Raw genomic sequence first — 14,677 nt, 5'->3', positions numbered from 1 at the left:
GATCGGCACCGAAACGGTGTCGGCATCGGTGACGGTGTGCGCGGTGATCGACACCGCGGCCTCGGTCGGGCCGTACAGGTTGAACAGCTCGGCCGCGTTGTCACGGCGGAACCGCTGCGCGGTCGTCGCTGGCAGCGCCTCACCGATGGCCAGCACCCGGCGCAGCGACTGCGGCAGGCGACGACCGGATTCGGTGAGCAGCGCATCCAGCATCGACGGCACCACATGCAGCGTCGTCACGCCGGTGGAGCGCATCAGCTCGTTGAGGTAGGCGGGATCGCGGTGACCATCGGCATCGGCGATGACCAACCGGCCACCGCAGACGGCGGCCGACCAGAACTCCCAGACCGACAGGTCGAAGGTGGCCGCGGTCTTGAGCAGCACCGCATCATCGGCGGCGAGGCCGAATTCGGCTGTCTTCCAGAGCAACTGGTTGACGATCGCCGCATGCGGCACCGCAACGCCCTTCGGCTGGCCGGTGGAACCCGACGTGAAGATCACGTACGCGGTATTGGCCGCCGCCAGCGGCCGCAGCCGGTCACCGTCGGAGATCGGACCGTCCGCGACGCCGGAGAGATCCAGCTCGTCGATCGACACCACTTCGGTCACGGCGCTGTCGAAACCATCGCGGCCGGTGGTCAGCACGCAGACCGGTGCCGCGGTAGTCAGGATGTAGTCGGTGCGCTCGGCGGGCTGATCCGGATCGATCGGCACATACGCCGCACCCGACTTCGCCACCGCGTACATCGCGACCACGAGGTCCACCGAGCGCCGAATGGCCAGCGCCACCCGGTCCTCCGCGCCGACACCGAGCGTGACAAGGTGGCGCGCCAGGCGGTTGGCCGCGACGTCCAACTCGGCGTAGGTGAGCGTCGAGTCCTCGGCTACCAGCGCCACCGCATCCGGGTTCGCCGCAACCGTGGCGTCGAGCAGCGACACCAGCGTGGTCGAGGCGTCGATGTCGAGCGAGTGCGCGGTATCGTTCCAGGTCCGCAGAATTCGGGTGTTCTCGGCGGGCGAGAGCAGATCGATCTCGCCGACCCGCACGCCCGGATCGGTCAGCACGGCATCGAGCACCAAGACGAAGCGGTCGGCGAAGCCCTGCACCGTCGCCTCGTCGAATAGATCTGTGGCATAACCGAATTCGGCGACGATCTGGGCGGGCGTACCGTCCTCGGCGTAGCGGTCGTACAGCGTGACGTGCAGATCGGTCTTGGCCAGCTGCGAATCGAAGTTCACCGCGCTCACCGAAAGGCCGGGCAGCGTGAAGGTGGTCTCGGCCAGGTTCTGGAACGAGAGTCCGACCTGGAACAGCGGGTTGCGCGCCGTCGAACGCTCCGGGTTGAGCACCTCGACCAGCCGCTCGAACGGCACATCGGCGTTGGCGAATGCCTCCAGATCCCGCTCGCGCACATCGGCGAGCAGGTCGGCGAAGGTGTCGCCGGGCTCGATGATCGTCCGGAACACCAAGGTGTTGACGAACATGCCGATCAGATCGTCGAGTTCACGTTCACCACGGCCCGCGATCGGGGTGCCGACCGCGATGTCGTCGGTACCCGACAGTCGCGAGAGCAGTACGGCCAACGCCGCATGCGTGACCATGAACAGCGAGGCGTTATTGGCCCGCGCCAGCTCGTGCAGCTTGGCGTGCTTATCCGGTGCGATCTCGAAGCGAATCGCTTTGCCCTGGAACGACTGCGCGCGCGGACGCGGCCGGTCGGCGGGCAGCTCCAACTGATCGGGCATGCCCGCGAGCGCGGACTGCCAGTAGGCGACCTGCTGTGCCGCGAGCGATTCCGGATCGTCCTCGGAGCCGAGCACCGCGCGCTGCCACAGCGCGTAGTCGGCGTACTGCACCGGCAGCGGCTGCCACTGCGGGATCTCGCCCTGGGCCCGCGCCACATAGGCCGCCATGACATCGCGGGCCAGCGGACCCATCGACGAACCGTCGGCCGCGACATGGTGCACCGTGAAGGCCAGCACGTGCTCATGTTCGGCGAGCCGGAACAGCCCCACCTTCAGCGGCACCTGCACGGTGACATCGAAGGTGGTGAGCGCGAATTCGATCACCGCGCCGACCAGATCCGATTCCGAGATATCGGTGACGGTCAGCTCCGGCACGGCCTGGTCGGCGGGCAGGATCACCTGGTGCGGGCCACTGGCCGAACTCGGGTAGGTGGTGCGCAGCACCTCGTGCCTGGCGAATACATCGCCGAGCGCCTGCTCCAGCGCCGCCACATCCAGCGCACCGGACAACCGCACCGCGAGCGGGATGTTGTCCACGGCCGAGGTGGTGGTATCGAACTGGTTGAGGAACCAGTACCGCTGCTGGGCGGGCGAGAGCGGAATCCGGGCCGGGCGCTCCCCCGCGACCAGCCGCGGTCGGGTGCGGCCGGATCCGGCATTGTGTTCGGCCTTGGCCGCAAGCGCGGCGACCGTCGAGGCCTCGAACAGATCGCGGACCGCGAGCTGGGTATCCAGCGCCGCGCCGATCCGCGCGGTCACCTGGGTGGCCAGCAGCGAGTTGCCGCCGAGTTCGAAGAAGTCGTCGTCCAGGCCGACCCGTGCGACACCGAGCACATCGCTGAAGACGCCCGCCACGATCTCCTCGATCGGGGTGGACGGTGCGCGGAACACCTTGGCCTCGAATACCGGCGCGGGCAGCGCCTTGCGGTCCAGCTTGCCGGACGCGTTGAGCGGGAAGGCGTCCAGTACGACGAAGGCAGTCGGCACCATGTACGCGGGCAACTCGCCCGCGAGTTCGGCGCGCACCTGGTCGATATCGATCGAACGATCCGCCGCCGCGATCACATACGCGACCAGCTGATCGCCGAGCCGGTCGTCGGAGCGGACCAGCACGGCCGCCTGCGCGATCGTCTCCAGCGCGGTGAGCGCCGATTCGATCTCGCCGAGTTCGATGCGCAGACCGCGCAGCTTCACCTGGAAGTCGGTGCGGCCCAGGTACTCCAGCTCACCGTTGGCGGTCCAGGTGACCAGGTCACCGGTGCGGTACATGCGTTCGCCGGTGCCGAACGGGTTGGCCACGAAGCGATCCGCGGTCAGATCCGGACGCGCCACATAGCCGCGCGCCAACTGGGTGCCCGCGAGGTACAGCTCACCCGCGACCCCGACCGGAACCGGGTGCAGCCGCGAATCCAGCACGTACACCTGGGTGTTGAACACCGGCGCACCGATCGGGACCGAGACCGTATCGGCGTCGGTCACCTCGTGATAGGTGACGTCGACCGCGGCCTCGGTCGGGCCGTACAGGTTGTGCAGCCAGACACCGGTCAGCTCGCGCAACCGCTGTGCGGTCACCGCGGGCAGCGCCTCACCGGAGGCGAAGACATTACGCAGGTCGAAGCATTCGCCCGCGCGGTCGTCGGCCACGAAGACCGACAGCATGGACGGCACGAAGTGCACCGTGGTGACCTGCTCGTCGGCAATGGTCTGGACCAGGTAGGCCGGATCGCGATGGCCGTCCGGCTTCGCGATGACCAGGCGGGCACCGACCTGCAGCGGCCACCAGAATTCCCATACCGACACGTCGAAGGTGGCGGGCGTCTTCTGCAGCACCACATCGCCGCGATCCAGACCGTATTCGGCCTGCATCCAGACCAGACGGTTGACGATCGCGGCATGGCTGACCGCCACACCCTTCGGGCGGCCGGTCGAACCCGAGGTGAAGATCACGTACGCGGTATTCGAAGGCCGCAGTGGCGCAAGGCGTTCGGCATCGATCAGCGGTTCGCCGGAGTATGCCGACAGATCCAGCGCCGAGATATCCAGCGTCGGTGTCATGCCCGCGTCGAATTCGTCGGCGGCGGTGGTCAGGACACAGACCGGGTCGGCGGTGTCGAGCACATACCGGGTGCGCTCGGCCGGGTGATCCGGATCCAGCGGCACATAAGCGCCACCGGCCACGCTCACCGCGTACATGCCGATCACCAGCTCGAAGGAGCGACGCATGCCGAGCGCGACCATCGAGTCGGGTCCGACACCAAGCGAAACCAGGTGCCGGGCAAGGCGATTCACCCGCGCGGTGAATTCGGCATATGTCAGCGTCGCTTTGCGACTCGATGAGGGGTGGTGGTCGGGCGACGGGTGGGCCAGACTCGTCCCCTCGAACGTGAGCGCGGTCGACTTCGGGCTCCTGGCCGCCTGCTCCTCGAACATCGAGACCAGGGTGGCCTCGGCATCGACGACATAGGCGGTCTGGTTCCACTTCTCGAGCACCAGGGTGCGCTCGGCGGCATCGAGCAGATCGACATCGCCGACCGCGACGGCCGGATTCGCGACCACCGCATGCAGCAGGCGGACCAGGCGCTTGGCGACACCGGCGATCGTCTTCGCGTCGAACATATCCGTCGCGTAGGCGAATTCGGCGGTCATCCCGTCGGCGTTCCCGGCCGCGTCGAGCCGGTCGGCGAGGTTCAGGTGCAGATCGAACTTCGCGGTCACCACATCGAGCGGCACACCGGCCACCTCGAGTCCGGGCAGTTCGAACGACGCCTCACCGGTGTTCTGGAACGACAGCATGACCTGGAACAGCGGATGGCGCGCCTGCGAACGGGCCGGGTTGAGGATGTCGACCAGGCGCTCGAACGGCAGGTCGGCGTGGCCGAAGGCGGCAAGATCGGTTTCCCGGGCCCGCGCGACCAGATCAGCGAAGGACGCACCGGAATCGACCGGCGTGCGCAGCACGAGCGTGTTGACGAACATGCCGATCGCATCGTCGAGCACGGCCTCGCCACGACCGGCGACCGCGGTGCCGATGGCGATATCGTCGCTGCCGGACAGGCGCGCGAGCAGCGCCGCGAACGCCGCGTGGACGACCATGAACAGGCTCGCGCCGTTCGCGCGGGCCAGGGCGTTGAGCTCGGTCAGCAACTGCGCGTCGATGCCGAATTCGTAGACATCACCGCGGTTGGACGCGACGGCCGGGCGCGAACGATCCGAGGGCAGATCCAGCTGATCGGGCAGTCCGGCCAGATTCCGCGACCAGTACGCGACCTGCTGGGCGATCAGCGATTCCGGATCGTCCTCGGAGCCGAGGGTGTCGCGCTGCCAGAGCGCGAAGTCGGCGTACTGCACCGGCAGCGGCGCCCACGCGGGCGATTCGCCGCGGGTGCGGGCCGCGTAGGCGACCATCACATCGCGGGCCAGCGGACGCACCGACCAGCCGTCACCGGAGATGTGGTGCACCACGAAGACCAGCACGTGGGTATCGGGCAGCGAGCCGTCCATCGGCGCCTCGAGCCGGAACAGCTTGGCGCGCACCGGAACTTCGGCGGTGACGTCGAAGCCGGTCAGCACCAGTTCGCTGATGCGATCGCGAATATCGGCCTCCGACACCACGATCGGGGTCAGGTCGAGGTGGACCTGACCGGTGGGCAGCACGACCTGCACACCCTGACCGTCGGCGGTCTCCGGGTACACGGTGCGCAGCACCTCGTGCCGGTCCATCACATCGGCGACGGCCATGCGCAGCGCATCGGTGTCGAGTGCGCCGGTGAGCCGGACCGCCAGCGGGATGTTGTTGACGGCGGTCTGGTTGTCGAAGCGGTTGAGGAACCACATCCGCTGCTGGGCCAGCGAGAGCGGAATCTGTTCCGGCCGCGGTCCGGCCGTCAATTCCCGACGTCCGCCGGTGCCCTGCTGCCCCTCCACCCGAGCGGCGAGCGCGGCCACATTCGGCGCCTCGAACAGCAGTCGCACCGGAATGCGGGTGTCGAGTGCGGCGCCGAGGCGGGCCACCACCTGGGTGGCGATCAGCGAGTTGCCGCCGAGGTCGAAGAAGTCGTCGTCGAGACCGACCGGACGCGCGCCGTCCGCGCTGGACAGACCGAGCACCTCGGCGAAGGTGTCGGCCACGATCTGTTCGATCGGCGTCGACGGTGCGCGGAACTCCTTGGCCTCGAAGGCAGGTTCGGGCAGCGCGCGGCGGTCGAGCTTGCCGTTGGGGTTCAGCGGCATGGCATCGAGCACCACGATCGCCGCCGGGACCATGTACGACGGCAGTTGCGCGGTCAGGTGCCTGCGCAGCTCGTCGACATCGACGGTGGCGCCGTTCGCGGGCACCACATAGCCGACCAGCTGATCGCCGGTCCTAGCATCCGAACGCACCAGTGCCACGGCCTGTGCCACCGAATCATGTGCGGTGAGCGCGGTTTCGATCTCACCCAGCTCGATGCGCAGACCGCGCAGCTTGACCTGGAAGTCGGTGCGGCCGAGGTATTCGATCGCACCGTCGGCATTGCGGGTGACGAGGTCGCCGGTGCGGTACATGCGTGCGCCCGGTGTGCCGAACGGGTTGGCAACGAAGCGATCCGCGGTCAGATCCGTGCGGCCGAAGTAGCCGCGCGCCAACTGCGCACCGGCCAGATACAGCTCACCCGCCACACCCGGCGCGACCGGATGCAGACGGGCATCGAGCACATACGCCTGGGCATTCCAGACCGGCAGACCGATCGGCACCGCGCCCTCGACCTGCTCGGCCACCGGGCCGTGGGTCGCGTGGACGGTGAATTCGGTCGGACCGTAGAGGTTGTAGAGCTCGGCCGAGCTGACCCGGCGGATGGCGGTCGCGGCGTCGGCGGTGAAGGCCTCACCGGCGATGAGGAGTGCGCGCAGCGATACCAATGCCTCGCTGCCGACGGCCGCGTCCACACTGCCCGCGAAGACGCTCAGCATCGAGGGCACGAACGAGGTCATGGTGACCCGCTCGGCCGCGATCACGTCGGCCAGGTAGTGCGGGTCGCGATGGCCGTCGGGGCTGGCAACCACGATCCGACCACCAGTGCTCAGCGGTCCGAACAGTTCCCACACCGAAACGTCGAAGGTGGCGGGTGTCTTGAACAGCACAACGTCATCGGCACCGATGCCGTATTCACCAGTGATCCAACGGATCTGATTGACGACAGCCGCATGCGGCACCGCCACACCCTTAGGTCGACCCGTCGAACCGGAGGTGAAGATGACGTAGGCCGGATTGCTCGGCCGCAACGGCGCAGTCCGCTCCGCATCGGCGACCGGCTCGTCCGAGTACTCGGACAGATCCAGGTCGTCGATGACGAGGGTGGGCAGATTTGTGGCGTCGAAGTCGTCCCGCGAGGTGGTCAGCACGCAGACCGGCGCAGCCGACTCGAGCACATAGCCGATCCGCTCCGTGGGCTGATCGAGGTCGAGTGGCACATAACCGGCACCGGCCTCCTGCACGGCGTATGCGGCGACCACCAGGTCAACCGAACGCCGGAGACCGAGGGCCACAAGGCTTTCCGGACCGACCCCGGCCGCGATGAGGCGGCGCGCCAACCGGTGCACGCGCGCACCGAATTCGGCATAGGTCAACGAAGCGCCTGTCGCAGGGTCAACGATCGCGACCGCATCCGGCGTCGCCGCCGCCTGCCTGGCGAATTCGTCGACCAGCGTGCCGACCGCACCGAAATCACGCTCGGTGTCGTTCCAACCACGCAGTGCCAGTTCGGCTTCGGCCGCATCGAGCAGGTCGATATCGCCGATGGCCCGATCCGGTTCGGCCGCAACCGCTTGCAACAGGCGGTTGAACCGCTGTCCGAATGCGGCCATGGTGTCGGCGTCGAAAAGATCGGTGGCGTAGATCAATTCGGCCGTGATGCCCGATGGCGCGACTGCGGTACCGGCGCCGTTCGAGGTGCTGATCGGGGTCGCGGTCTGCTCCGAAAGCACCAGCTGCAGATCGAATTTGGCCACATCGATCGGCAGCTCGACACCGCTGACCGTGAGTCCGGGCAGTTCCAGACTGTTCTGGCCGGTGTTCTGGAACGACAGCATCACCTGGAACAGCGGATGACGCGCCTGCGAACGCACCGGGTTCAGGATCTCCACCAGCCGCTCGAACGGCAGGTCGGCATGTCCGAACGCGCCGATATCGATGGCGCGCACGGTGCGCAGCAGTTCGGTGAAGGTGGCCTCGCCGTCGATCGGGGTCCGCAGCACAAGAGTGTTGACGAACATACCGATCAGATCGTCGAGCGCGCGCTCACCACGTCCGGCGATCGGCGTACCGATCGCGATATCTTCCTCGCCGGACAGCCGCGACAGCAGCACGGCCAGCGCGGTGTGCGCGACCATGAACAGCGTCGTACCCCGGGTGCGCGCGAGTTCGGTGAGCTTGCCGTGGGTTTCGGCATCGATCTCGAACACGTGCGTGGCACCGCGGCCCGATGCCACCGCCGGACGCGGCCGGTCGGCGGGCAGGTCGAGCTGTTCGGGCAGCCCGCGCAGGGTGTCGGCCCAGAACTCGATCTGCGCCGAGATCACCGATTCCGGATCGGATTCGGCGCCGAGCACGGCGCGCTGCCACAGCGCGAAGTCGGCGTACTGCACCTCGAGCGGACGCCACGAGGGCTCACCGCCCTCGACGCGGGCGGCATAGGCCGTCATCACGTCGCGGGTGAGCGGGCCCATCGAGAAGCCGTCGGCCGAAATGTGATGCACCACAAGGGCGAGCACATGTTCAGTCGGGCTGATCTCGAACAGCTTGGCCCGGAACGGAACCTCGGCGGTGACGTCGAAGCCGGTCAGGATGACCTCCGCGACCCGCTGCGGCAGTTCGGCCTCGGTGACATCGATCGGCGTCAGATCCGGGATCACCCGGGCGGTGGAGACGGTCTGCTGGTAGGCGGTGCCGTCGTACTCCGGGTAGTAGGTGCGCAGCGATTCGTGGCGGGCCAGCACATCGGCGACCGCGATCTGCAGCGCCTGCCGGTCGAGCAGACCCGACAGCCGCACCGCGGCCGGGATATTGTCCACCGCCGATTCCGGATCGAAGCGGTTGAGGAACCACATGCGCTGCTGGGCCAGCGACAGCGGCACCCGCTCGGGGCGCGGTTGCGGCACCAGGGCCATGCGCCCACCGGCACCGGCACGGGACTCCGCGCGGGCCGCGAGCGCGGCGACCGTGGAGGCCTCGAACAGTTCGCGGACACCGAGGTCGGTATCCAGTGCGGCCGAGAGTCGGGCGGCGACCTGGGTGGCGCTCAGCGAGTTGCCGCCGAGTGCGAAGAAGTCGTCGTCGAGGCCGACGCGTTCCAGGCCGAGCACATCGGCGTAGGTCGCGGCGATGATCTCCTCGACCGGCGTGGTCGGCGCGCGGAAGACCGCGGCCTCGAACACCGGTGCGGGCAGTGCCTTCCGATCCAGCTTGCCGGAGGCGTTGAGTGGGAAGGCGTCGAGCACGATGACCACCGACGGGACCATGTAAGCGGGCAACTGCCGCGCCAGATCCTCGCGCACCGTCTCGATATCCAGCCGCATGTTCGGCGTCGCGATGACATACGCGACGAGCTGGTCGCCGGTGTGCTGATCACCGCGCACCACGACGACGGCCTGGGCGATTTCGTCCAGCGCGGTGAGCGCCTGCTCGATCTCGCCGAGCTCGATGCGCAGACCGCGCAGCTTCACCTGGAAGTCGGTGCGGCCCAGGTAATCCAGCTCACCGTCGGCTGTCCAGGCCACCAGGTCGCCGGTGCGGTACATGCGCGCGCCATCGGCGGCGAACGGGTTCGCGACGAACCGATCGCTGGTCAGATCCGGACGCGCGACATAGCCGCGCGCCAGCTGGGTGCCCGCGAGGTAGAGCTCACCCGCGACACCGACCGGAACCGGCCGCAGTCGCGAATCCAGCACGTACACCTGAGTATTGAAGACCGGCGCACCGATCGGCACGGTGTCGGTATCGGTCGCGACCACCTCGTGGAAGGTGACGTCGACCGCGGCCTCGGTCGGGCCGTACAGGTTGTGCAGCGCCGCACCGGTCAGCTCGCGCAGGCGATGCGCGGGCTTGGGCGGCAGCGCCTCACCGGAGGCGAAGACCAGCCGCAGCGAATCACACCGCGCGGCGGCGGTATCGGCAACGAAGACCGACAGCATGGACGGCACGAAGTGGGTGACGGTGACCCGCTCGGCGGTGATGATCTCGGCGAGGTAGGCCGGATCGCGATGCCCGTCCGGCTTCGCGATGACCAGCCGCGCGCCGATCTGCAACGGCCAGAAGAACTCCCACACCGAAACGTCGAACGTGGCGGGCGTCTTCTGCAGTACGGCGTCGGCGCTGGTCAGCCCGTATGCCGACTGCATCCACACCAGCCGGTTCACGATCGCGGCATGGCTGACCGCCACACCCTTCGGACGACCGGTCGAACCCGAGGTGAAGATCACGTACGCGGTATTCGACGGACGCAGCGGCGCACGCCGTTCCGCCTCGGTCACCGGCTCGTCCGAGAGCCCGAACAGGTCGAGCAGATCGATGCGCACCTGGGCGGTATCGATCTTCAGATCGTCGCCGGAGGTCAGCACGCAGACCGGATCAGCGGTGGCGAGAATGTATTCCGTGCGCTCGGCCGGATGATCCGGGTCCAGCGGCACATACGCGCCACCGGCCACGGTCACCGCGTACATGCCGACCACCAGATCGATGGAGCGCCGCATACCGAGGGCCACATAGGATTCCGGGCCGACACCGCGCTCGATGAGCCAGCGCGCCAGGCTGTAGACCCGGGCGCCGAACTCGGCGTAGGTCAGACTGGTCCCCTCGAAGGTCAGCGCGGTCGCGTCCGGGGTCGCGGCGAGCTGGGCCTCGAACATCGAGACCAGCGTGGCGGCGTCGTCGACCTCGTGTGCGGTGTCGTTCCAACCGGACACCACGAGCTCGCGCTCGGCGGTATCGAGCAGTTCGATATCACCGACCGGCGCGGCCGGTTCGGTGGTGATCGCGGTGAGCACCCGCACCAGGCGATCGGCGATGCGGCGCACGGTCGGCTCGTCGAACAGGTCGCGCAGGTAGCCCGCGCGGATTCGCAGCTGGGAGTCCAGTTGCGCGATCAAGGTCAGCGGATAGTGCGTGGCATCGGCGGCCTGCATATCGACCACGGCCATGCCATCGATATCGGCGGCCTGCGCCCGGATGCCCTCGGCATCGACCGGGTAGGACTCGAAGACCACCAGCGTGTCGAACAGACCGCCGATTCCGGCGGCGGACTGGATATCGGCCAGACCGACGTAATGGTGATCGAGCAGATCCGCCTGCTCGCCCTGGGTCCGGGTGAGCAACTGCTCGACCGATTCCGACGGATCGAAACGCACCCGCACCGGAACGGTGTTGATGAACAGACCGACCATCGATTCGACGCCGGACAGCTGTGCCGGACGGCCGGATACCGTGGTGCCGAACAGCACATCGTCGCGGCTGGTCATCCGGCCGATCAGGATGCCCCAGGCGACCTGCAGCACGGTATTCGGCGTGACGCCGAGCGAGGCGGCGAGTGTGGTGAGTCGCGCGGTCGCCTGCTCGTCCAGCTCGAAGAAGTATTCGCCGGACAGCGCGGTGATCTCGCGCCCGGCATCCGGACGCGAGAGCAGCGTCGGTTCGCTCACACCGCGCAGTGCGCTGCTCCACGCGGCCACCGAGGCCGCGTGATCCTGCTGCCGGGTCCATTCCAAGAAGTGCCGATAGGAGCGCGCCGCGGGCAGCACATTGGCATCGGCGTGCGCCGCGTACAGCACCAGCAGATCCCGCATGAGCAGCGGCATGGACCAGCCGTCGAGCAGGATGTGGTGGTTGGAGACCACGAACTGCCAACGGTCTGTGTCGATTTGGATCAGCGTGAAGCGGATCAGCGGCGGCTCGGTCAGATCGAAGCGCTGCATGCGATCGGCGGCGATGATATCGGCGGCCTCGCCGGATTCGGTCCGGTCGTGCTCGGCCCAGGCCACGCGGGCGCTGTCGAGAACGACCTGCACGGGGTTGCCGTCGTTATCGGTGACGAATGCGGTGCGCAGGTTCTCGTAGCGATCCACCAGAGCCTGTGCGGCCGAACGCAATCGGGTCGCATCCACCCGGCCGGTCAACGTCAGCACGGCCTGCGCGGTGTAGACGTCCACCGAGGTGGCGGCCAGGCGCGCGTGGAACAGCAGACCAGCCTGCAATGCGGACAGCGGCCAGATATCGGCCAGTGCCGGGAAGCGCTGCTCCCAGGTGTCGATATCGCGCTGGGTCGAGCGCACCAGGGTGAAGTCGGACGGGGTGTGCCCGCCCGCGCCGTTCGAATTGGCGTGCCGGGCAACCGCTTCCAGTGCGGTGGTCCACAGTTCGCCGAATTCGCGGACCTGCGCGGCATCGAGCAGGGTGCTCGGGTAGCCGATATTGGCGGTCAGCTTGTCGCCGACCACGATGGCATTGATATCCAGCGGCGCCATCGCGGGCATATCCGCGTCGTAGGCGCCGCCGAGCGCACCGAGTTCGGCGGCCGGAATCCAGCCGAAGCCGCGCAGCGCCTCGGGCACATCGCCCTCGGAGACCCGGCCCAGGTAGTTGAAGCTCACCTGACCCGGCTGTTCCACGGGCAGTTCCGATGCGGTCGCTTCGTTCATGTAGCGCAGCAGGCCGTAACCGATGCCCTTGTCCGGCACCGCGAGCAGCTGCTCCTTGACCGCCTTGACGGCCTTGCCGAGCGCGGGACCACCGGCCAGCGCGGCATCGATATCGATACCGGACAGGTCGAAGCGGACCGGGAAGATCGCGGTGAACCAGCCGACCGTGCGGGAGAGATCCGCGCCGGGCACGATGCCCTCTTCGCGGCCGTGGCCCTCCAGGCGGATCAGCAGCGCATCGTCGGGACGGGCGGTGGTGCGGCCCGCACGCCACTTCGCGGTCGCCAGCGCGAGCGCGGTGAGCAGACCGTCGTTGACGCCGCCGTGGAACAGCGCGGGCACGGTGGTCAGCAGCGCCTTGGTGACCTCCGCGGACACCTCGACCTGCAGCTTCTCGATGGCGCCCGAGGTATCCACGGTCGGATCCAGCGCACGCTCGGTCAGCAGCGGATCCGCGGTGCCGACCACCGAACGCCAGTAGTCCAGTTCGGCCACCCGCTCGGCACTTTCGGCCTCGCGGCGCAGCGCGTCCGCCCAGGCCCGCATCGAGGTCGCGGGCGCGACCAGCTGCGGTTCCTGACCCGCGGTGAGCTGGCCCCAGGCGGCGACGAAGTCCGGCACCAGGATGCGCCAGGAAACACCGTCCACCACGAGGTGATGCGCGACCACGATGAGTCGACCACCGCGGCTGCCGTCCGAGGGTTCCAGCCAGACGAACCGAACCACCACGCCCGCGGCCGGATCGAGTCGATCCAGCGCGGCATCCAATGCGGCGGAAGCGATTTCGAACAGCCCGGCGTCATCGATATTCGCATCGAATTCGGTGCGATCGATCAGCGCGTCGACATCGATGGTGCCCGGCTCGACGGTTTCGAGGGTCCAGTCCGCACCCTCGCGGTACAGCCGCGCCCGCAACATGTCGTGGCGGTCGACCACCGCGGCAACGGTTTTCGCGATACCCGCGCGATCGATGCCGACCGGCAGCTCGAGCGCCATGGTCTGGTTGAACCGGTTGAACGAGCCGTGCCGCTGCGCCATGAACCGCACCACCGGGGTCAGCGGCATGGTGCCGATGCCGCCACCGGGCAGCTCGGCCAGCGCCTCCACGGCGGTATCGGTGCTATCGGCGGTTTCGGCGACCGCGGCGAGTCCGGCGACGGTGCGCTGCTCGAAGACGTGCCGCGGGCTGAAGACCACACCGCGTGCCTTGGCCCGCGAAACCAGCTGGATGGACACGATGCTGTCGCCGCCGAGGGCGAAGAACGAGTCGTCGACACCGACGCGCTCGACGCCGAGCACCTCGGCGAAGACCTCGGCAATGGTGTGCTCGATCGGCGTGCGCGGTGCGCGGAAGACCACCTCGGTGGCGAAGACCGGCTCCGGCAGTGCCTTGCGGTCCAGCTTGCCGACCGGGGTCAGCGGGATGTGGTCGATCACCATCACCGAGGACGGCACCATGTACGCGGGCAGGCGTTCCTCGACGTGCGCGGTCAGCTCGGCGACATCGATCGAACGGCCCGGTGCCGCAACCACATACGACACCAGCGAGGTCGCGCCCGCGGTGCTCTTGTGGCCGATGGTGACCGCGAAGTCGACGCTCTCGTGCGATGCCAGCGCCGCGTCGATCTCACCGAGTTCGATGCGGAAGCCGCGCACCTTGACCTGGAAGTCGGAGCGGCCCACATATTCGACCTCACCCGTGCGGGTCCAGCGGACCACGTCACCGGTGCGGTACATGCGCGCACCCGCGACATACGGATTGGCCACGAAGCGCTCGGCGCTCAGACCGGCGCGGGCGTGATAGCCGCGCGCCAACTGGATGCCCGACAGATACAGCTCACCCGCGACACCCACCGGCACCGGCCGCAGCTGGGCGTCCAGGATCAGCGACTGCATGCCGCGGATCGGCGCACCGATCACCACCGTGTCACCGGCCACCAGCGGGTCGCTGATATTGGTCATGATGGTGGTCTCGGTCGGACCGTAACCATTGTGGAAGCTGCGGACGGACCCGTTCTCCAGCGGCACCGCCCATTTCGCGACCAGATCCGCCGGAACCGCCTCACCACCGGCGATCAGCACCCGCAGCGAGTCGAGGCCGGTCGGATCGAAGGTGGCCAGCGCGGCGGGTGTGATGAACGCGTGCGTGACCCGCTCGGTGCGGATCAGCTCGGACAGCTCCTCACCGCCGTACACGCCGGGCGGCGTCACCACGAGCGCACCGCCCGCGCCGACCGCGAGCAGCAGTTCCAGGATCGAGGCATCG

1 protein-coding gene (cut by a window edge) is annotated in these 14,677 nt (G+C 68.1%); it reads right to left on the bottom strand.

Translation table 11 applies throughout. The annotated features are described in order from the left end of the window. Nucleotides 1-14,677, bottom strand: part of the annotated coding region (locus NA5_RS09320; protein ID WP_245672166.1) for a non-ribosomal peptide synthase/polyketide synthase (this coding region is incomplete at its 3' end). 18,323 nt of the annotated region lie beyond the right edge of the window; 14,677 of its 33,000 annotated nt are in view.

It is taken from the genome of Nocardia anaemiae NBRC 100462, assembly GCF_001612725.1.
Lineage (GTDB): Bacteria > Actinomycetota > Actinomycetes > Mycobacteriales > Mycobacteriaceae > Nocardia > Nocardia anaemiae.
The sequence above is the reverse complement of the archived record's forward strand: the minus strand, read 5'-3'. Positions and strand labels throughout refer to the sequence as shown.